Source organism: Acrocarpospora macrocephala (assembly GCF_009687865.1).
Lineage (GTDB): Bacteria > Actinomycetota > Actinomycetes > Streptosporangiales > Streptosporangiaceae > Acrocarpospora > Acrocarpospora macrocephala.
Window position 1 is genome coordinate 87783 of record NZ_BLAE01000024.1, and the last position, 21019, is coordinate 108801.

The 21019-nt window shown below is 70.5% G+C and carries 18 protein-coding genes; 10 read left to right on the forward strand and 8 right to left on the reverse strand.

The annotated features are described in order from the left end of the window. Positions 1-193 precede the first annotated feature (193 nt). The 3 genes from Amac_RS21650 to Amac_RS21660 are packed head-to-tail and all read left to right on the forward strand — an operon-like array spanning position 194 to position 2086. Complete coding sequence (locus Amac_RS21650) at positions 194-637, forward strand: TraR/DksA family transcriptional regulator (RefSeq protein WP_218041214.1); 444 nt, start codon at positions 194-196, stop codon at positions 635-637. Then, positions 601-1167: a signal peptidase II gene (gene lspA, locus Amac_RS21655; protein WP_246268554.1), complete on the forward strand. Its 567-nt coding sequence runs from the start codon at positions 601-603 to the stop codon at positions 1165-1167. The genes Amac_RS21650 and lspA overlap by 37 nt, the downstream gene beginning before the upstream one ends. Beyond that, positions 1160-2086, forward strand: coding sequence for an RluA family pseudouridine synthase (locus Amac_RS21660; protein ID WP_155356201.1), 927 nt, complete (start codon positions 1160-1162; stop codon positions 2084-2086). Before lspA ends, Amac_RS21660 begins: the two co-directional genes overlap by 8 nt. Here the strand turns inward: Amac_RS21660 and Amac_RS21665 are convergent, their stop codons facing one another. Both Amac_RS21665 and Amac_RS21670 read right to left on the reverse strand, forming a co-directional pair. Beyond that, positions 2087-2398, reverse strand: coding sequence for an AzlD domain-containing protein (locus tag Amac_RS21665; protein ID WP_155356202.1), 312 nt, complete (start codon positions 2396-2398; stop codon positions 2087-2089). Continuing rightward, positions 2395-3123 (reverse strand): AzlC family ABC transporter permease, encoded by a 729-nt coding sequence (locus Amac_RS21670; RefSeq protein WP_155356203.1) that lies wholly within the window; start codon positions 3121-3123, stop codon positions 2395-2397. Before Amac_RS21670 ends, Amac_RS21665 begins: the two co-directional genes overlap by 4 nt. Positions 3124-3252: 129 nt before the next feature. On the opposite strand from Amac_RS21670, the gene Amac_RS21675 reads away from it, so the two are divergent. Genes Amac_RS21675 through Amac_RS21695 form a run of 5 tightly spaced genes read left to right on the forward strand, consistent with a single transcriptional unit; the run spans position 3253 to position 8518 of the window. Further along, a complete protein-coding gene (locus Amac_RS21675) occupies positions 3253-3954 on the forward strand; it encodes a response regulator transcription factor (RefSeq protein ID WP_170322587.1) in 702 nt (233 codons plus the stop codon). After that, positions 3951-5324 carry a sensor histidine kinase gene (locus Amac_RS21680; RefSeq protein WP_155356204.1) on the forward strand — a complete coding sequence of 458 codons (1374 nt, stop codon included), beginning with the start codon at positions 3951-3953 and terminating at the stop codon, positions 5322-5324. Before Amac_RS21675 ends, Amac_RS21680 begins: the two co-directional genes overlap by 4 nt. Before the next feature lie 41 nt (positions 5325-5365). Next, positions 5366-6178: a polyphosphate polymerase domain-containing protein gene (locus tag Amac_RS21685; RefSeq protein WP_155356205.1), complete on the forward strand. Its 813-nt coding sequence runs from the start codon at positions 5366-5368 to the stop codon at positions 6176-6178. Between the two features lie 4 nt (positions 6179-6182). Continuing rightward, the gene (locus Amac_RS21690) at positions 6183-6860 is read left to right on the forward strand and encodes a DUF4956 domain-containing protein (protein WP_155356206.1); all 678 of its coding nucleotides are present in this window, start codon (positions 6183-6185) and stop codon (positions 6858-6860) included. Positions 6861-6865: 5 nt separating this feature from the next. After that, positions 6866-8518 (forward strand): CotH kinase family protein, encoded by a 1653-nt coding sequence (locus tag Amac_RS21695; protein WP_155356207.1) that lies wholly within the window; start codon positions 6866-6868, stop codon positions 8516-8518. 106 nt (positions 8519-8624) lie between these two features. Here the strand turns inward: Amac_RS21695 and Amac_RS21700 are convergent, their stop codons facing one another. The 5 genes from Amac_RS21700 to Amac_RS21720 form a co-directional block, all read right to left on the reverse strand. After that, positions 8625-10349, reverse strand: a complete 1725-nt coding sequence (locus tag Amac_RS21700) for a serine/threonine-protein kinase (protein WP_155356208.1) — start codon at positions 10347-10349, stop codon at positions 8625-8627. Positions 10350-10373: 24 nt separating this feature from the next. Beyond that, positions 10374-12320, reverse strand: coding sequence for a serine/threonine-protein kinase (locus Amac_RS21705; protein WP_155356209.1), 1947 nt, complete (start codon positions 12318-12320; stop codon positions 10374-10376). Between the two features lie 116 nt (positions 12321-12436). After that, positions 12437-13843, reverse strand: a complete 1407-nt coding sequence (locus tag Amac_RS21710; RefSeq protein WP_246268555.1) for an amino acid permease — start codon at positions 13841-13843, stop codon at positions 12437-12439. Between the two features lie 109 nt (positions 13844-13952). Next, on the reverse strand, positions 13953-14849 hold the full coding sequence (locus Amac_RS21715; RefSeq protein ID WP_155356210.1) for a 5'-methylthioadenosine/S-adenosylhomocysteine nucleosidase family protein: 897 nt from the start codon (positions 14847-14849) through the stop codon (positions 13953-13955). A gap of 19 nt (positions 14850-14868) precedes the next feature. Continuing rightward, the gene (locus tag Amac_RS21720) at positions 14869-16449 is read right to left on the reverse strand and encodes an AbeC-like domain-containing protein (protein ID WP_155356211.1); all 1581 of its coding nucleotides are present in this window, start codon (positions 16447-16449) and stop codon (positions 14869-14871) included. A gap of 86 nt (positions 16450-16535) precedes the next feature. Between Amac_RS21720 and Amac_RS21725 the strand changes: the two genes are divergently transcribed. Together Amac_RS21725 and Amac_RS21730 are read left to right on the forward strand one after the other, a co-directional pair. Beyond that, positions 16536-17279, forward strand: a complete 744-nt coding sequence (locus Amac_RS21725) for an NUDIX hydrolase (RefSeq protein WP_246268556.1) — start codon at positions 16536-16538, stop codon at positions 17277-17279. Between the two features lie 90 nt (positions 17280-17369). Then, a complete protein-coding gene (locus Amac_RS21730) occupies positions 17370-19631 on the forward strand; it encodes a transglycosylase domain-containing protein (protein WP_155356212.1) in 2262 nt (753 codons plus the stop codon). Between the two features lie 45 nt (positions 19632-19676). Here Amac_RS21730 and murA read toward each other — a convergent pair whose 3' ends face one another. Beyond that, positions 19677-20978, reverse strand: coding sequence for a UDP-N-acetylglucosamine 1-carboxyvinyltransferase (murA, locus tag Amac_RS21735; protein ID WP_155356213.1), 1302 nt, complete (start codon positions 20976-20978; stop codon positions 19677-19679). Between the last annotated feature and the right edge of the window lie 41 nt (positions 20979-21019).

The window sequence follows — 21019 nt, forward strand, 5'->3', positions numbered from 1 at the left end:
TTCCCGATCTCATTCTGGTAGTTCCAGCGGAACACGGGACGGGGTGTCGTTGTTCAGGATGTACCTGGCATAGGGGGATGAGCATTCCGAGCCTGGTACGGATGGCGTAAATGCATCGGCGAGTCGATTGCCGCGCTCCAATCCGGCACCTATGCTGCCCGGACTGCTTGATCACTGTTCATGGGGAGGCCACATGGCGACGCGCGCGGCGAAGAGCGCCATCACGGGGAACGCCGTCACGGAGGGCTCTGTCACGGAGAATTCTGTCACTACTACCGACATCTGGTCCGCCGACGAGCTCGCCGAGGCGCGCGAGCGCCTGCTGGCGGAAATCGACGAACTGCACACCGAGATCCTGCGGGCCGAGACCGAGCTCGCGGCCGGGAACGCCAGCGAGGGCGCGGGCGACGATCCGGCCGACGCCGGGGCCAAGACCTATGAGCGCGAACGTGAGATCGCCCTTACCCTGAATGCGCGCGATGTGCTCGCGCAGAACGAGCGGGCGATCGCCCGTATCGACGCAGGGACGTATGGAGTGTGCGAATCGTGCCAACGGCCGATCGGCAAGGAACGCCTGCAGGCGTTCCCGAGGGCGACGCTGTGCGTGGCGTGCAAGCAGCGGGAGGAACGCCGCTGACCGCCGCCGCCGGGGGAGTACGGGCACGGCGGATCGGGTTGCTCGCCGCCGTGGCCGTGCTCATTTACGTGTTCGATCTGGTGACTAAGTACCTGGTGGTCGAATACCTGGAGAAAGACCCTCCGGTCGTGGTCGTGCCGGACGTGCTCGTGATCAATGTGATCAGGAATTCGGGGGCCGCGTTCAGCATCGGCACCGGGATGACCATCATTTTCACGATCATCGCCACGGCCGTGGTGATCGCGATCATTCGCACCGCGCGGCAGCTGCGCAGCCTGCCGTGGGGGATCACGCTCGGGCTGCTGCTCGGCGGCGCGTTCGGGAACCTGACCGATCGCATCTTCCGGGCGCCCGCTCCGTTCCAGGGGCACGTGGTGGACTTCATGCAGGTCTTCCCGGCGACCGGGTTCCCGATCTTCAATGTGGCCGATTCCGCGATCGTGTGCGGCGGGATCCTGGCGGTCTTCCTGGCCTGGCGCGGCTACCAGATCGACGGTACGCGGGAGACGGGGGCCGAGAAGGATGGGTGACCTGCGCAGCCTGCCGGTGCCCGACGGGCTCGAGGGCGAGCGCCTCGACGCCGCGCTGGCCCGCCTGTTCGGCTTCTCCCGGACCCGGGCCGCCGAGCTGATCGCGTCCGGGGACGTGCTCGTGGACGGCTCGGCCCCCGCCAAGTCGGACCGCGTCCGCGGCGGAGCCTGGCTGGACGTCACCATCCCGCCGCCGCCCGCCGCGCCCATGCCGGTCGCCGAACCCGTCCCCGGCATGACGATCCTGTACGAGGACGACGACATCGTGGTCGTCAACAAGCCGATCGGCGTGGCCGCCCACCCCAGCGTCGGCTGGACCGGGCCGACCGTGATCGGCGGGCTGCTCGGGGCCGGGCACCGGGTGTCCACCAGCGGCGCGGCCGAGCGGCAGGGCATCGTGCACCGGCTGGACGCCAACACCACCGGCGCGATGGTGGTGGCCAAGAGCGAGCGGGCGTACACGGCGCTGAAGCGGGCGTTCAAGGAGCGCACGGTCGACAAGCGGTATCACGCGCTGGTGCAGGGCCACATGGATCCGCTCCGCGGCACCGTGGACGCGCCCATCGACCGGCACCCGTCCGGGGACGGCCGCTGGGCGGTGGTGGCCGGGGGCAAGGACTCGATCACCCACTACGACACGATCGAGGCGTTCCGCGCGGCCTCCCTGCTGGACATCAAGCTGGAAACCGGCCGCACCCACCAGATCCGCGTCCACATGTCCGCGCTCCGCCACCCCTGCGTCGGCGACCTGCAGTACGGCGCCGACCCCACCCTGGCGGCCCGCCTCGGTGTCACCCGCCAGTGGCTGCACGCGGTGTCCCTGGCCTTCGACCACCCGGCCACGGGCGAGTGGGTCTCCTTCACGACCGACTACCCGGCCGACCTCGCCGAGGCGCTCGACCGCGCCGACGACTCCTGATCACATCCCCAGCAGGCGGGTCGCGGCGGTCACCACCGCCGCCGCGACCAGGACCACCAGGAAGGGCGCCCTGAGCAGCAGCGCGACCACGGCCGCCGCCAGGCCCGCCAGGCGCGCGCCGTCCAGGTGCAGGTCCTGGCCGTGCCCGAAGGTCTGTACGGCGATCAGCGCCGCCAGCAGCCCGACCGGGACCAGCCTGGCGAAACGCCGTACGCCGGGATGGTCCAGGACCCGGCGAGGGGCGGCCAGGCCCGCGAGCTTGAGCAGGTAGCAGCCCAGGCAGGTGACGGCGATCGCCCACCAGACGGTCATTCCGCGGCCGCCCTCTCCGGGGTTCCCGGGGTCAGCATCACGATCAGGGCCGCCACCGCGGCCAGCAGGACGGGGACGCCGGGCGCGGTGAACGGGGTCGCGAGCAGCGCGATGGCGGCGCCCCCGGCGGCGATCAGGCGCAACTGGACGGTCTCTTCTTTCGGCGTGTTCACGTCGCCGCGCAGCCGGGGCCAGAGCAGGGCCAGGAACGTGGCCGGGCCGACCGCGTCCAGGCCGAAGACGGCGGGGTCGCTGACCTGGGACGCGCCGAGCGCGCCGAGCAGGGTGGTCAGGTTCCAGGTCAGGTAGATCGTGCCGAAGGTGGTGTAGAAGCCCGCGCGGGCGGCGGCCGGGGTGGGCTGGGCGAAGGCGACGGCGGAGCTCTCGTCGATGACGCCCTGGGCGGTGACCAGGGTGCGCAGCGGGCCACGGGTCCCGCCGAGGATCACGGCCAGACGCAGGCCGTAGAAGCTGTTCCTGGCGCCGAGCAGGAGCGCGCCCGCCGCTCCGGCCACCAGACCGCCGCCGGCCCCCACCACGCCCGCGAGGGCGAACTGGGAGGCGCCGGTGAAGGCGAACAGGCTGAGCGCGCACGCCTGGGCCACGGTGAGCCCCGCCGTGATCGCGGCCGCCCCGAAGGCCACCCCGGAGACCCCGACCGCGACTCCCACACCCAGCCCGTCCCTGATCGCGGCCCTGCGCTGCTGCCGCTCCGTGTCATGCATGTCGGCAATATTAGGACCTGACAGGGGTTGGCTTTGCCGGGGTTTTGCCCGGTACGTGGCCAAGGCGACTCAGCCACGTTCGACCTGATCCTGAGCTCGTTTTCAGAAAAGTCACGTACAAACCAACGTATGGACGCATCCCTTCCCGCCAAGGTCCTGGTCGTCGATGACGAGCCGAGCATTCGTGATCTCCTGTCCGAGGCGCTGGAGCTGAACGGGTTCACCGTCCGGACCGTCTCGTGCGGGCGCGCGGCGCTTCAGGAGGTCGGCAGAGACAGGCCCGACATCGTGGTGCTCGATGTGATGCTGCCCGACATCGACGGCTTCTCGGTGGCGCGCCGGCTGCGGGAGGACCGGTGCGGCCCGCCGGTCCTGTTCCTGACCGCGAAGGACGCGGTCGGCGACCGTATCGCCGGGCTGACCGCCGGTGGCGACGACTACGTCACCAAGCCTTTCAGCCTGGAGGAGGTGGTGCTGCGGCTGCGGGCGATCCTGCGTCGCATCCGCCCGCCGGAGGAGTGGCTCGACGACGGGGTGGTGCGGTACGCGGATCTGGAGCTCGACGAGGAGGCGCACGCGGTGCGGCGGGCGGGGCGGGCGATCCGGTTGTCGCCCACGGAGTTCGCGTTGCTGCGCTATCTGATGATCAATGCGGAGCGGGTGGTCAGCAGGACACAGATCCTGGAGCGGGTGTGGGATCACGGGTTCGACACCGACAGCCGGATCGTCGAGTCCTACATCAGCTACCTCCGGCGCAAGATCGACACCGGCGGGCCGCCGCTGATCCACACCCTGCGCGGGGTCGGCTACCGCCTGTCCCTGACGCCGTGACGCGTCCCTGGCCGCTGCGGCTGCGGTTGCTGGCGGCGCTGCTGAGCCTGTCGGCGCTGGGGCTGGCGGTCTTCGCCGTGTCCGGCGTGCTGGTGCTGGAGCGGTCCTTGCTGGCGCGTGCCGACACCCAGCTGCGCGACTTCGCCGTGAGCGTCGCCCGGCGTCCGCCGCCACGGGCCGCGCAGCCGCCGCCACCGGCGAACCTGGAGTTGCCGAGCCAGTTCCGGGTCGCCTTCTACTCCCCGTCCGGGGTGCTGGAACGTCGGATGCCCGCGGCGTCCGGCGACGAATCGGTCGTCCCCGCCGAGGCCGTCTCCCGGGCGTCGAACCAGCCGTTCACCGTGGGGGACTGGCGGGTGGTGGTCGAGCGGCTGCCGTCGGGCGGGCGGGTGGCGGTCGCGATGTCGCTGGAGTCCAGCCAGGTGACCGTGCGGCAGTTGCTGGTCATCGAGACGGTCGCCGGGGTCGTGGTGCTGACGTTGCTCGGCGCGCTGGCCTGGGTGGTGGTACGGCTCGGACTGCGGCCGCTGACCAGGATGGAGCGGACCGCCGAGGCGATCGCGGCCGGTGACATCGACCGCCGGGTGGCCGACGCCGACACGCGTACGGAGGCCGGGCGGCTCGGCGGCGCGTTGAACACGATGCTGGAGCGCCTGGCCTCGGCGCTGCGGGCCAGGGAGCAGTCGGAACGGAGGCTGCGGCATTTCGTCGCGGACGCCTCCCACGAGCTGCGCACTCCGCTGACCTCGATCCGGGGCTTCGCCGAGCTCTACCACCACGGGCAGCAGGCCCGCGATCCGGTGGCCGAGCGGCTGCTCGGCCGGATCGAGAACGAGGCCCGGCGCATGGGGGTGCTCGTGGAGGACATGCTGCTGCTCGCCCGGCTGGACCGGGAGCCGGTGCTGGAGCAGGGCACGGTCGACCTGCGGGTCCTGGCCGGTGACGTGGTGCACGCCGCCCGCGCCCGCGAGCCCGGACGGCCGATCGCGCTGGAGGTGCCGGCCGACCCGGTCACCGTGCTCGGCGACGAACACCGGCTCCACCAGGTGATCGGCAACCTGGTCGGCAACGCGGTCACCCACACCACCGGCAGGGTATCCGTCGAGGTCGCCCGGCCCGACCCGGACACGGCGCTGGTGGCGGTACGTGACCAGGGTGAGGGCATCGACCCCGCGCACCTGCCGCACGTCTTCGACCGCTTCTACCGCGCCGACCCCGGCCGGTCGCGCGCCTACGGCGGCACCGGCCTTGGCCTGGCCATCGCCGCCGCACTGGTCGAGGCGCACCAGGGCCGGATCGAGGTGACCAGCTCCCCTGGCGAGGGGACCACGTTCAGGGTCGCCCTGCCGTTCATCTCTGGTTCGTGCTGAGTTCACACATTGTTCCCAGGTTCGTTCTGTCAGATATGCGCATGCTGCACCGACTCCGCACCCCTGTGGACGACGCCGGGCACCGCCTGCGCGCACCGAGCACGCTGCACGCCTTCAACCGCTACGAGATCAAGTACCTGATCGACGTCGATCAGGTCGAGAGCCTGCGGCAGGAGATGGAACGCCGCCTCGACCGGGACCAGCACTGCCCCGACGAGGGCTACAACATCTGGAGCGTCTACTACGACACCCGTCGGCTGCGCTTCTACTGGGAGAAGATCGAGGGCCTGAAGTTCCGCCGCAAGCTGCGCATCCGCCACTACGGCGACCGCCTCGCCGCCACCGGCGACACCCCGGTCTACGTCGAGATCAAGCAGCGCGTCAACCGGGTCACCCAGAAGCGCCGGGTCCGCCTGCCCTACGCCGACGCGCTCGGCCTGTGCGACGGCCGGCGCATGGTCGACCACGAGCCCGGCCAGCGGGCCTTCCTGGAGGAGGTCCTCGACCTGGTGTCCCGCCTCGACCTGCACGCCACCGCGATGACCGGCTACACCCGGCACGCCTACCTGGGGCGCGACGCCGACGTCGGGCTGCGGGTCACCTTCGACCAGCGCATCCGGGGCCGGGACCGCGACTTCCGGCTGGGCGCCCAGGCGGAGAACCGGCTCATCGTGCCGGCCCGCAAGGCGATCCTCGAAGTGAAGGTCAACGAGCGGGTGCCGTACTGGTTCACCGATCTCGCCGCCGCCAGGAACCTGCAGGTCGTGCGGGTGTCCAAGTACTGCCAGAGCGTGGAGGCCTACGGGCTGGCGCCGCGCTCGATCTTCCACCTGCCCGCTCACTCGGAGGCATGACCCCATGGACTTCACCTTCCAGGATCTGTCCGGCACGTTCAGCGTGGCCGACATCGCCATCGCCATGAGCCTGTCGTTCGTGCTGAGCGCGATGATCGGCTGGATCTACCGGGCGACGCACCGCAACGTCTCCTACAGCCAGTCCTACGTGCAGACGCTGGTCATCCTCGGCATGCTCATCTCGCTGATCATGCTGGTCGTCGGCTCGAACATCGCCCGCGCGTTCGCCCTGGTCGGGGCGTTGTCGGTGGTGCGCTTCCGCAACGCGATCAAGGAGACCCGCGACGTCGGCTTCATCTTCCTGGTGATGGGCGTCGGCATGGCCGTCGGCACCCGCTTCTACCTGCTGGCCATCGTGGCCGCCGTGGCCGTCTCGCTGATCATCGTGATCATGCACAGGTTCAACTGGTTCCAGCTCAACACCCGCCGCCAGGTGGTCAAGGTGCAGGTGCCCTCCGACGACGACTACACCCTCGTCATCCAGGACGTCCTGATCCAGCACACCGACGAGTTCGAGCTGGTCAGCATGGAGTCCATCCGCGGCGGGGCGCTGCTGGAGCTGATGTACACGGTCAAGATCAAGAAGGGGCACGAGCCGGCGGACGTGATCACCGCCCTGCGCGAACGCAACCACGGCCAGCCGGTCACGGTCCTGACCGGCTACGACCAGACCGACCTGTGACCGCCATGGCCCGCCTGAGGCATCGCATCCCGGTCAGCCTCCGCCAGAACTGGAAGCTGGTCGTCGCGTGCGGGGTGTTCCTCGCGGTCTGCGCCGGAGTGTTCGGCAGCGGGACGATCCGTCCGTACGTGACCAGCGCCCGCGCCGCCTCCGGTGCGACGGTCGTCACCGACCTGGCCGGCGGCAAGGAACTGTTCGACCCCTCTGCCGCCCACGAGGTGAAGCTGACCTTCACCGACCAGGCGTACGAGGACATGCTGAGCGAGTATTTCAAGAGCGGCGAGAAGGCCTACGTCGAAGCCGACCTGGTCATCGACGGCACCACGATCCCCAGCGTGGGCGTCCGGCTCAAGGGCAACTCGACGCTGTCGGGCCTGACCTGGAAGGGCGAGTCCCGGCAGGGAGGCAGCGGCGGACCGGGCGGCGGCCAGCGCCCGGAGGGACTTCCCGAGGGTTTCCAGCCCCAGGACGGTTTCCAGCCGCCTGATGGTTTTGAGTTGCCTGAGGGTGCCGAGTTGCCAGACGGTGCCGGGATGCCGGAAGGCGGGGCTGGTTTCGGCGGGTTCGGGCGGGCGTCGCTGAAGGCCGAGGAACCGGAGAACCTGCCCTGGCTGGTCAGCTTCGACGAGTTCGTCGAGGGCCGCCGCTATCAGGGGCACAGCCAGATCGCCGTGCGACCGGTGTCGATGGGCTCCGCGACACTCCTCAAGGAGTCACTGGCGATCTCCATGGTCGGCGCGTCCGGTGAGCCCTCCCAGGGGTACGCCTACAGTTCCTTCACGGTCAACGGCCGTTCCTCGGCGCCCCGGCTGCTGGTGGAGTATCTCGACGAGGGATACGCGGAAGAGCTGGGTGACGGGGTGCTGTACAAGTCCCTGGCGACCTCGACCTTCTCGTACAAGGGAGAGGACCAGACCGCCTACACCGACGACTTCAAGCAGGTCAACGCCAAGGGCGAGCAGGACCTTCAGCCGGTGATCGAGCTGGTCAAGTGGGTGGAGCAGGCCTCGGACGAGGAGTTCGCCTCCGGTCTGGCCGCCCGGCTCGACGTGGAGTCCTTCGCGCGCTATCTCGCGCTGCAGAACATGTTGCTGAACTTCGACGACATGGCGGGCCCCGGCCGTAACTACTACCTGTGGTACGACCTGAGCGGCAAGAAGTTCAAAGTCATCAACTGGGACCTCAACCTCGCCTTCAGCGGCGACGCCGGCGCGGGCCCGGACGACGCCCTGAGCATGGGCGGATTCGGGCGACAGCGGCCCGAGGGGCAAGCCGGTCAGCAGTCCGAGGGCCAGGCCGGTCAGCAGCCTGAGGGCCAGGCCGGTCAGCAGCCTGAGGGGCAGGCGGGCCAACAGCCCGAGGGGCAGGCAGATCAGCGGCCCGGTGGTGGCGGCATGCGCATGGGGCACGCGCTGAAGGACCGTTTTCTCGAGACGGCCGCCTTCAAGGAGGTCTACCAGGAGCAGTACCGGAAGCTTTACCAGGATCTTCTGGCCAGCGGGAAGGCGGAGACCCTCCTGGACCAGGCGGTGGCGTCCTACCAGGCGAACCAGGGCGCCGACGCCGCCGAGGCCCAGCAGGAGGCCACCACGCTGCGCACGACGCTCGCCACCCGGGCCGAAGCGCTGGGCGAGGCGTTCGCGGAGCAGGGAAGCTGATCAGCTTACCCAGGTCCGGTCCGCGAGCTGGAGGTCCGCAGATTCGTCTGCCGGAACGCCGCCTGCTCGCGGCGGACCTTTGTTGAGCAGGTGCTTTGTCCGACCATCACGGGCGAAATGTCGTGAGAAATGTGTCGAAGTAGGAGCGGGCGGCTTCCCAGTTGCTTTCGGGGACCTGCCAGTAGAGCGCGTAGCAGTCGTCGCCGATCCGGAAGGCGCGGTCGATGACACGCTGCCGCCCGGCGGAGGTGGCGAAGGTGAACTCCCAGTCGGCGGCGGCCACGCCCTGGTAGTCCGCGGGCTCGATGCTGATCTTCTCGTACTTCGGCAGCAGGCCCTTCGCGGTGGAGTTGCGTTCCACCGTCTCCAGGGCGGCCACGGGGTCGCTCTCCTCCCAGGGCGTGAGGTCGACCTGGAGGTAGCCGGGCATGGCCGGGCCCCGGAACCGTACTCGGGCGGCGTTCGGCACCCGCTCGGCCTTCCACCCCCGCGGCAGCGCGATCGCGAAGCCGAGCTCGTCCCGGTAGGACCGCCAGCCCGGCGGGAGGCGGTTCGCGGGCGACGACGAGGGGGTAGGGGTGGCCGTCTCCGTAGGCGTCTCCACGGGCGTCCCTGTGGCCGTCACGGGGGATGTCGCGGCGGCGGTCTCCGTCGGGGTCCCGTCGATGGTCTCCGTGGGGGTGTCCGCGGTGGGCAGCGTGATGACGCCGGATCCCGGATAACCCGCGAGCTGCTGGTACCCGAACCACCCGGCCACGCCCAGCGCGACCACGAGCACGGGAACCAGCACGAAACCAATCAAACGTCTGTTCGATGACGCCGGGCGCGGCTGGGTCGGCACCGGCGGGACGCCCCATTCACCGCCGCCCCAGGATCCCGCCCCGGCCTGCGGCCACCCGCCCGGCGGTCCGGTCGGACCAGGAGTCGCACCAGGGCCCCACGGAGGCGGCGTCTGAGGCGGCCCAGCCGGTACCGGGGTCTGTGGCGACATAAGCGACATAGGCGACATAGACGGATTGGTTCCGGAAGCCGCCTGCTTCAGGAGTTCCTGCGCCTCCACGGCGTCGATCCGCCGGCCGGGCTCCTTGCGCAGCAACCCCTCGATCACCGAGGTCAGCGGCCCCGCCCGGCGCGGCAGGTCGGGCTGGCTGTGCAGGATGGCCGCCATACTGGCGATCGGCGTCCCCCGGTCGTACGGCGAGCGCCCCTCGACCGCCGCGTAGATCGTCGCACCCAGCGACCAGAGATCCGACTCCGGCGTGGCGGGCTGCCCCATCAGGCGCTCCGGAGGCATGAACGCGGGCGTCCCCGTGATGCTCCCGGTCATCGTGAGCCCCGGGTCCTCCGCCATGGTCGCGATGCCGAAATCCGTGAGCACCACCCGGTTGTCGCCGCTGAGCAGCACGTTCTCGGGTTTCACGTCGCGGTGCAGGACTCCGGCGGCGTGTGCCGTACACAGCGCGTCCAGGATTTGCAGCCCCATCGCGGCGGCGCGTTCGGGGATGAGCGGCCCGTGCTCGCGCAGGACCTGGCCGAGCGAGCGGGCCTGGACCAGCTGCATGACGATCCAGGGGCGGTCGTCCTCCTCGATCACGTCGTGCACCACGACCACGTTGGGGTGCGAGAGCCGCCCGGCGGCCCTGGCCTCGCGGATCGTCCTGCGGTTGAAGGCGGCCCGATCCTCCTCGCTCAGCGCGGAGTACAGCACCTCCTTGACCGCGACGGCCCGGTCGAGCAGCTCGTCGTGGGCACGCCAGACCACGCCCATGCCGCCCCTGCCGATGGGTTCGAGCAGCTGGTACCTGCCCGCCAGGCGACGCGCTTCGTCCACCGCAACCCCCTCCGGGACGAAAGGCTACTTGTCCGGCTTGAAGGTGGCCGTGAACGTCTCGAAGTAGTGGAAGTACTTCTCCCAGTCCGAGTCGCGGGTCTTCCAGAAGATCGCGTACCCGTGCTTCTTGTCGGTGACGAAGCCGCGGTTCATGACGTGGCCGGTCGAGCCGCCGGGCTCCCAGGTGAATTCCCAGTCGGCGGCCTCGTCGAAGTAGTCCACCGACTCGATCTTGATCCGCTTGTAGCCGGGCCAGTTGCCCACGCTCCGCCGCTCCTGGTCCTTCCAGTCCTTCACCGCGTCCTTCCTCGGCGAGCTGGTGAACCCGATCTGGAGGTACGCCCCCTCCAGCGGCCCCCGGAAGAACACGCCCATGCTGTTGCTGTTGTCGCGCTTCCAGCCCTTGGGGAGGGCCAGCGAGAAGCCGCTGCTGTCCTTGTAGCGCTTCCAGCCGTCCGGGAGCGCGTCCGCCGATGATTCGGGCTTGGGCGACTCGGCCGCCTCGGAGGGCTCGGCTGAGGGCTCCTCAGCGGTCGGCTCCGCGCTGCCCGACGGCGGGGCGGAGCTCGCGGGCGCGGACGCGGCGGCGGTCGGCGGCGGGGAGGCGGCCTCGTCGTCGGCCTGCCGAACCCCCAGCCAGATGCCGAGGCCCGCGATGAGCAGCAGTGTGGGCACGATCACCAGCGCCGCCCTGACCGCGAAGGGCCGTGGCTCCGGCGGGGTGATGTTCCAGTCCGGATACGACACGGGCAGCTTCGACCGCGCGGTGTCGGCCCCGTCACCGGCGCTCCAGCTCGGCTCGGCCGGCGGCTCCTCCTCGCGCTTCCAGTCCGCCGGTACGGCCCGCGCCCCCGTCTCCACCGGATACGGGTCCTTGCGGACGGCGGCGGCCGGGACCGGGCTGCGCCTGGGCGTCTCCTCCTGCTCCGCGGCCTCCTCCGGTTCGGCCTCGGGCTTGGGCGCGGGCTTGGGCTTGGGTGCGGGCTTGGGTGCGGGCTTGGGCTTGGGGACCGCCCACGAGCGCGGCGGCTCGGCGCGCTTGGGTTCCGGCCGCTGCGGCGGGACCGGCAGCTCGGCCGGCGGTTCGACCGGCAGTTCGACAGGACCGGTGTCGGCCTCGCTCGCCTTGACCGGCTCGAAGGCCTTGGTGGGCGGGGGTTCGGTCTTGGCGCGGCGCAGCAGCCGGACCGTCTCGTCGTAACTCGGCCGGTCGCCGGGCTCCTTGACCAGGAGCCGGTCCAGGACCACGCCCAGGCGGCCCGCGTGCACCGCGGGGTCGGGCTGGTCGTTCAGCACGGCGTGCATGGTCGCCATCGCCATGCCCTTGTCGTGCGGCGGGCGCCCCTCCACGGCCGCGTAGAGGGTCGCGCCCAGCGACCACAGGTCCGACTCGCGCTGGGCGGGACCGCCGCGTAACCGTTCCGGCGCGATGAACGCGGGGGTGCCCACGAGCCCGGTCCTGGTCATCGTCGAGTCGGTCTCCACCCGGGCGATGCCGAAGTCGGTCAGGACCACCCGGCCGTCCTCGGTGAGCAGCACGTTCTCCGGCTTGACGTCCCGGTGCAGCACCCCCTGGCCGTGCGCGGCGCGCAGCGCGTCCAGAACCTGGAGCCCGATGTCGGTGACCCGGGCGGGCGGCAGCGGCCCGTCCTCGCGGATCACCTGGCCGAGCGAGCGGGACTCCACCAGCTGCATGATGATCCAGGGACGGCCGTCCTCCTCGATCACATCGTGCACCACGACCACGTTCGGGTGGGTGAGCCGGCCGGCGGCTCTGGCCTCCCGCATGGTCCGGCGGTTGAGCTCCTCCAGCTCGTCGCCCATGGCGCTGTCGTACCTGACCTCTTTGACGGCGACCGTGCGGTCCAGCAGCTCGTCGTGGGCCTTCCACACGATGCCCATGCCTCCCCGGCCGATGGGCTCGATCAGTTGGTACCGGCCTCCGACGAGTCGGCCTTCCGCGTTCGACATCCACACCCCTCTCGAAACCCAAGAATCGTCCCACGGATGGCAAATGGATCAAACGAGGGACCACTGCCCTAATCCTGCGATGCGAGACAGATCATTCTCAGGCCGGAGGAGCCGGGTCAGCTGAGCGTGTCCGGAGCGGGCTGTGCCGCTGGCTCGGTTAAGGCACGGCGCATGCCCACCACGCGCCAGCCGACGGCGATGGCGATGGCGAGCACGGGGATCAGGAAGAAGGCGATGCGCTGGTCGGGGTCGGCGAACGGCATCAGCACCAGGATCAGCGCCAGGAAGGCGAGGCCGACCCAGTTGCTGACCGGCGAGCCCGGCATCCGGAAGGACGGGCGCTCGATCTCGCCGCGCAGGCAGGCCTCGCGCAGTTTGATCTGGCAGTAGAGGAATGTCCCCCAGGTCGTGATCACGCCGAGCGAGGAGACGGCGATCGCGATGTTGAACGCCCGCCCGGGCATGAAGTAGTAGAGCACCACCCCGGCGAGAAAGACGGCGGCGGTGAACACGATGCCGCCGGCGGGCACATGCCGCCGGTTCATCGCCCCCGTGAACGCGGGGGCCTGGCCCTTGAGCGCCATCGAACGCAGGATGCGGCCGGTCGAGTACAGCCCGGAGTTGCACGACGACATGGCGGCGGTGATCACCACGAGGTTCATCACGTCACCCGCCCCCGCGAATCCGATGTGGGAGAAGACCGTGACGAACGGTGATTCGCCCGCGCTGTAGGCCGTCCACGGCAGCACCATGGCGAGCAGCAGCACCGACCCCACGTAGAACACCGCGATCCGCCACATCACGCTGTTGACGGCCCTCGGCATGATCTTGCGCGGCTCCTTGGTCTCCCCGGCCGTGATGCCGACCATCTCGATCGCCGAGTACGCGAAGACGACCGCCTGCAAACTCACCAGCACCGGGGCGAACCCCGTGGGAAAGAAGCCCCCGTGCGTGACCAGGTTCGCGGGCCCCGCGCCGTGGACCGAGAAGAGCACGAGGTAGAGCCCGACCACCAGGAACGTGATGATCGCCGTGACCTTCAGCAGCGCGAACCAGAACTCCAGCTCGCCGAACAGCCGCACCGAGACCAAGTTGACCGTCAGGACCAGGCCCAGCGCGATCAGCGCGGTGACCCAGCGGGGAAAGTCGGGCGCCCATTTCGCGATGTAGATGGCGACGGCCGTCAGCTCGGCCACGCCGGTGGCGGCCCAGTTCACCCAGTACATCCAGCCGGTGGCGAACCCCGCCCACGGTCCGATGAACGTCGTCGCGTACTCCACGAAAGAGGCCGAAACCGGGCGATACAGGACGAGTTCTCCGAGGGCGCGCATCACGAGGAACGCGGCTATGCCCGCCAGCGCGTACGAGATGATCAGGCCGGGACCGGCGGCGGCGAGCCTGCCCCCGGCGCCCAGGAAGAGCCCGACGCCGATCGCCCCGCCGATCGCGATCATCTGCACCTGGCGGTTCCCGAGCGCGTGCGTGTAGCCCTCGCCGGTCTCGCCCTTGGTCGTCTCGTCCACCCCGACATCTCCCCCCGAAGATCGTGGCAACGCTACCCGGCATTACCTGGGGTCCCTGCCAGCCACACCAGAATTAGGGGATTCCTTTGGACAATCGCGGTGAAAACGCTCAGCCCACGTTGAGGCGGAAATAGGGGATCAGGGAGCGCAGCACGACGGCCGCGTGCCAGGCGGCGGTCGCCTGCTGGCCGTCGTTCTTCCGCTGGTCGGCGTTGTCGCTGATGCCGCGCACCACGGCCCAGCCGCGGACCGGGCTGGACCGCTCCCGCTCGTGGAAGGCCTGGGCGAGCCCGCCCGCCTCCAGGTCGACGGCCAGGATCTTGTCGTTGACCGCGCGCAGGTGGTGGACGATCTCCGAATCCGCGTCGGCGATCACGGCCTCGCCGGAGCCGATCGGGCCGTGCAGGACCCGGTGGCCGCGGGAGACGCCGCGGGCGTCGGCGGTCTGGAAGTGCGCCGGATCGCCGTAGTCGGTGAAGAAGCAGTTCACCGCGTGGGTCATGGTGGCGGGGGAGGACTGCTCGGAGGTGCGGCGGCGGGTCTCGAAGGCGGTCTCCTTGCGCAGGTCGTAGTAGACCACCTCGGTGGAGACGGCGACGTCGCCGATCGCGATGTGCGGGTTGACCCCGCCCGCGATGCCGCTGATGACCACGATCTCGGGCGCGTAGTGCTGGGTCAGCCGGGTGTACGCCATGACGGCGGAGCGCTGCCCCTGGCTGTGGGCGCGCAGCGCGGCCACCCGCGTGGAGGTGCCCCGGACGTGCACGGTGCCCTCGTAGAAGGGCGTGCCGCCGTTCATCGCCAGGTTCAGGTCGAGCACGTCGCGCACCGCGCCCATCTCGACCGGCAGGATCGTGATCACTCCGATGTCGGCCTGGCGCTCCGGCTCGGCCCGGGGCCCGCCGGAGGTCTGGACGGTCGCCCCCGTGCCGACCGCCGGCCCGCTGATGTTCGCGGTACCACCGCTGATGACGATGCCGCTGTTGGTGCTGACGTCGCCGTTCACCGCGCGCTCCTCACGCTCGCTATTCGTCGAAGGTGGTGCCGCCGGCGTGGACCCGGGCGTTGGTCCCGACAGCCGACTGGTTCATGTCGATCTTGCCGCCCATGTGCATGTTGAGCACACCCAGGTTGTTGATGATGCTCGCGGCCCCGCGCCGGAACGACACGGGATCGAGCCCCGCCGACGCCAGGAACTCCTCCGTCGCCGTGAGCAGCAGCCGTTCGATGATCTTCAAATGGTCCTGGATCAGGGTCTCGTCCAAGCGCGCGTCTGCCCACGGGACGCTCGCCCAGTCCTCCCGGACGCTGCGCCGCGTGCCTATTGTCCCCCCACGGCGGGGCATCAGCGTACGATCCCGTCCCGCCAGTAGCGCTCCGGCGACCAGGCCCGGCGCTTCCACCAGGCGCCACACCCCGGCCACCTGCCCGGGCAGCTCGCCCACCCCGCGCGCGACGGCCCGCACGATCGCCCCGGGCCCGTTCTCCGCGTACGCCTCGACCTGCTGGAACTCCGGGGGCGTACGGGTCAGCGCGCAGGTGACCAGTTCCAGGCTGAGCGAGCGCGCCTTGACCGTGGCCCGCAGGAACACCGTGACGACGACCTCCTCGGCCACGTGCGTCGTGATCTCCAGGAAGTGCCGCACCCGGCCGTACGGGTTGTCGACGACCCGGTCGATCTCCTCCTGGTCGGGCCGGAACCGCAGGAAGTCCCGGTCGCCGAGCACGTCCTCCTCGGCGACGTAGAGCCGGTCGTGGAGCTCGAAGCCGGGCATCTCGGCCAGGGGTTCCAGGACGTTCTTGAGCCGGGCGACCAGCGCGGAGGCGCGCACGTGCGGGGTCTCGTCCGGCTGGGTCGCGTCGGCGCGCTTCAGCGGAACCCCCATCGCCCACCGGTGCACCAGCTTGCCGCTGCCCACGAAGAGCTTGTCGGCGCCGGTCCGCCGGTAGACGACGTAGGGGTACCGCTGCTGCCGGTCGATCTCGTGCAGGCGCGGGCCCCCGCGCCGCACCCGCATCGAGCCCGCCCAGTAGGTCTGGTTGAGCGCCTGCTGCCGCAGCCCGCCCGCGAGGCCCGCCACCACGGCCAGCAGGATCCCCATGCCGCCGGCCGTGCGCCCCAGCTCGCCAAGCGGCGTCTCCACGGCCTTGGCGACCGCCGGCGGGACGAGCGCGAACAGCAGGCAGCCGGTGACGCCGAGCCGCAGCAGCCGCGTCCGCCCCGGCGTCACCTCGCCGCGGCGCGGCCGATGGCGTTCCCGCGCCTTGACGGCCCCGCGGACCGTCAGCCGGGCCACGCCCCAGAAGCCGAGCCCGCCGGCCACGACGATCGCCGCCGGGGCGTTCCTGGCGAAGCACGCGGCCAGCAGGCCGAGCAGGGCGACCTGCTGGCCGGTGTCGAGCAGCCAGGCCCGCCAGGCGTGCCGTACGACCGGGACGAGGTCGAACCCGTAGGAGGGCGCGATCCGGTGCTTGCTGTCGTTGTGGACCTCGCGGAGGACATTCCTGCGGAATTTCCCGTCGAGGTAGGTTCCCGCGCAGAGGTGGCGGGTGGTGGCGTCGAGCCGGAACGCGGTCAGGTCCCGGCCTGCCGGAGTGTGGGCCATAGCGCCCCCCGCAGACTATTAAGGTAAGGATGACCTTAATACGAGGAAGGGCTTTTAGTCAATATGACGTTTAGTAGGGTGGGCATGTGATCAGCAAGCCCGGGCATGACCCGGAGGTGTCCCTGCTCGCTGTGACCGTGGACTTGGTGATCTTCACGGTCCGGGGGGATGAGCTGCACATCCTGGTCGTCGAGCGGGGGATCGAGCCATTCCAGGGGGCCATGGCGCTGCCTGGGGGATATGTGCGGCCGGGGGAGACACTCGATGAGGCCGCGGAGCGGGAGCTGCGCGAGGAGACCTCCCTCGAAGGGAGCGCTCTCCATCTGGAGCAGCTGCGTGCCTACAGCGAACCCGAACGCGACCCGCGCGGGCGCGTGATAACCGTTGCCTATCTGGCGCTCGGCCCGGACATGCCACCGCCGGTGGCGGGAACGGACGCGAGGGAGGCTGTCTGGGTGCCGGTCGCCTCGGTCCTCGGGGGAGGCACCGAACTCGCCTTCGACCATGCCACGATCCTGCGGGACGCGCTGGAGCACGCCAGATCGCAGCTGGAGCACACCACGGTCGCGGCCAAGTTCTGCCCCGAACCTTTCACGGTCGGCGAGCTGCGCCGGATCTACGAGGTGGTGTGGGGCTTCAAGCTCGACCCCAGCAACTTCCGCAGGAAGATGACACGCGCGGAGGCGTTTCTGGAACCCACCGGCGAGCAGCGGTTCCCCGACGTGGGCCGGCCGGCCGCGCTGTACCGGCGCGGCAGCGCGCGTTTCCTGGTCCCGCCGCTGCTGCGCACCGCCGCTTCGCGCGATGACGCCCACGTCCACCCTGGGTGACGGCCTGTTCGGGTTCGGTGACGCCTTGTGTTACGTTGACGCTGCATGCGCTCCCCCTGGTCGTTTGACGTTCGGGCGGGGGGAACTGCGATGGCGCGGGTTGGCGCTGCGGGCGGGCTGGCGTTGTGCGGGGCGGTCGGCGGGCTGCTGGCGGCCGCGGTGGTGGTGCCGGTGGCGGTCGGGGCCGGTGTCGTCGGCAACGCCACGGCCGAGACGTTCACCGAGCTGCCACCGCCGCCCCGGGAGGAGCCGCTGCCCGAGCTCACCCGGATCCTGGACAAGAACGGCACGAAGATCGCCCAGTTCTACTACCAGAACCGGAGATCCATCCCGATCGGCCAGGTGTCCCGGGCGATGCGCAACGCCATCATCGCCATCGAGGACGCGCGCTTCTACGAGCACGCCGGGCTGGATGTCAAGGGCACCCTGCGCGCGCTGGTGGCCAACGCCCAGGCGGGCGGCATCAAGCAGGGCGGCAGCTCGCTGACCCAGCAGCTGGTGAAGAACATCCTGGTCAACCGGGCCGAGTCGGAGCGGGACCGGGATTCCGCCCGGGTGCAGAGCATCCGCCGCAAGCTCGCCGAGCTGCGCTACGCGCTGTCCCTGGAGAAGATCTACACCAAGGACGAGATCCTGGAGCGCTACCTGAACATCGCCTACTTCGGCGCGGGGGCGTTCGGCGTGCAGGCCGCCGCGCAGCGGTTCTTCGGGGTGGACGCCGCCCGGCTCACGCTCGTGCAGGGGGCGACGCTGGCGGGGGCGGTGCGCACGCCGTACTGGACTGATCCGTCGATCGGGAAGGAGCAGCAGGCGAGGCTGCTGGAGCGGCGCAACCTGGTGCTGGAGCGGATGGAGCAGCTGCGCATGGCGTCGCCGCAGGAGGTGGCGCGGGCCAAGGCGGCGCCGCTCGGCCTGCGCATGCAGGCCGAGGGAGGCGGCTGCGGGGCGAGCCGATACCCGTACTTCTGCGCGTACGTCCAGGCGGAGATGCTGACCAGCCCCGCCTTCGGCTACACCGAGGCCGACCGGGAGCGGCGGCTGCAGCGCGGCGGCCTGACCCTGCGCACCACCCTCGATCCGATCGCCCAGCAGGCCGCGGAGCGGGCCATCGCCGCCCGGGTCTCGCCCAAGGACACCGAGGTGGCCGCCGAGGCCATGATCCAGCCGGGCACCGGCCAGATCCGCGCGCTGGCCGCCAGCAAGCACTACGGCCGCAACCCCAGCCGGGCGACCAGCATCAACCTGCCCGCCGACCGGGAGCACGGCGGCGGCATGGGCTTCCAGGCCGGGTCCACCTTCAAGATCTTCACGCTGGCCACCGCGCTGGCCAAGGGCTGGCGGTTCGGGCAGGGGTTCAACACCCCAGGCGCGTACGTCCCCTCGCAGGGTTTCACCAACTGCGCCGGTGACAAGGTCAACGCCCCCAACGCCACGATCTACAACGCCAGCGGGGAGGGCCAGGGCGGGCCCTACAGCCTGGAGCTCGGCACCTGGAAGTCCTCCAACATCTTCTACATGATGCTGGAGCGGGACGTCGGCCTGTGCGACGTGGTGAAGACCGCGCGGGCGCTGGGCGTCAAGCGGGCCGACGGCGGGCCGCTGGCCGAGGTGCCCACGTTCACGCTCGGCGTCAACGAGATGGACCCGCTCACCGTGGCCGCGGCCTACGCCACGTTCGGCGCGCGCGGGCGCTACTGCCGCCCGATCGCGATCACCGAGATCATCGAGCGGGACGGGCGCAAGGTGAGCGTGCCGCCGAGCTGCTCGCAGGCGATCGAGAAGCCGGTGGCCGACGCGGTCAACCGGGTGCTGTCGGGGGTGTTCACCCAGGGCACCATGCGGGGCCAGTCCATCGGGCGGCCCGCCGCCGGGAAGACCGGCACCAACAACAGCTACACCTCGGCCTGGTTCGCCGGGTACACGCCGGATCTGGCGGCGGCGGTGAGCGTGGGGGACATCCGGGGGTCGTACAAGTATCCGCTGACCGGGGTGCAGATCGGGGACTCCTACTACGGCTCGGTGCAGGGGGCGTCGCTGCCGGGGCCGATCTGGGTGGACTCCATGCAGGAGGCGCTGCGCGAGACCGCCGCGACCGCCTTCGTGGCGCCGGACATGTGGCGGTTCGGCGGCGGCTACACGCCGGGGTTGAAGGAGCTCATCAAGGCCCAGGAGCGGAAGGAGCGCAGGCGGGAGCGCCGCGCCCGCGAACGCGAGGAATTCGGCGACTACCCGGGCTACGAGGATTACGGGGACTACTTCGACAACCCTGACCCCCGTGGCACCCCCGATAGCCGCGACACCCGTGGCAACCCCGACAACCGTGACGACGCCGGGAACGCCGGGCGCTGGTGACACGGGAACGGTCCGGCCACAGAAGCGGCCGGACCGTTCCCATGGTCAGCCTCGGCGGATCTTCAGGCCGAGCGAGGTGAACTGCTCGAACGGGCGGTGGTAGCCGCGCTCGATGTGGTTGACGCCGCGCAGCGTCGAGGTCCCGTCGGCCACGGCCGCGGCCAGCACCGCCGAGAACCCGGCCCTGATGTCCGGCAGCGTCACGTCCGCGCCGCGCAGCTTGGACACCCCGCGCACCACCGCCGAGTGTTTGGCGTTGGTGTCGTGGTAGCGGCAGGCGGGCCCGCCCAGGCACTGCGCGAACACCTCGATCTCGCAGCCCATCTTCTGCAGCGCCGGCACGTACACCAGGCGGTTCTCGAAGACCGTCTCGTGCAGCACCGACATGCCCTCGGCCCGGGTGAACAGCACCATCAGCGGCGTCTGCCAGTCGGTCATGAACCCGGGATGGGTGTCGGTCTGCACGGCCGCCGCGCGCAGCCCGTCGGGGGCGGAGGCGGTCAGCCAGTCGTCGGTGATGTCGAACCGCGCCCCCATCCGGGCCAGCGTGGTGATCGCGGTCACCAGCCGGTCCTGCGGGCAGCCGTGCACCCGCACCTCGCCCCCGGTGACCAGGCCCGCGACCAGATACGAGAAGGCCTCGATCCGGTCCCCGGCCAGCCAGGTGGACGCGCCGCGCAGCCGCTCCACGCCCTCGATCACGATCCGCCGGTCCGGGCTGAGCTCGATCATCGCGCCCATGCGCTGCAGGAACAGCGCGAGCTCGACCACCTCGGGCTCCATCGCGGCGCCCTTGATGACCGTCTTGCCCTCGGCCAGCACGGCCGTCATCAGGATCGTCTCGGTGGCGCCGACGCTCGGATACGGCAGCGTGATCCGGGTGCCGTGCAGCCGGGTCGCCTTCGCGGTGATGCCGTTCTCGTCCTCGATGATCTCCGCGCCCATCGAGCGCAGCGCTTCCAGGTGGAAGTTGACCGGCCGCCGCCCGATCGGGTCGCCGCCCACCATCGGGACGAACGCCTCACCCGCCAGGTGCAGCAGCGGGCCCAGCATGAGGATCGGGATGCGGTTGAGCCCCGTGTACTTCTCCGGCACCCGGGGACGGATCTCCGGGCCCTGCTCGATGGTGATCTCCCCGTCGCTGATCTCCACGTGGATGCCGAGGGCTTCCAGCATGGCGGCCGTGAGGCCGACCTCGCCGACCTCGGGAGCGTTGTGCAGCGTGCTCGGGCCGGTGCCCAGCATCGCCGCGACCATGTGCTTGGAAACCGCGTTCTTGGACCCTCGGACCTCGACGTCCCCCCGTAGCGGGCCGGAGGGTTCGATATGCCACGCCTCATCGTTCACGGAGCAATGCTAACGGCGGGCGGACCCGGCGGGGCTGCACG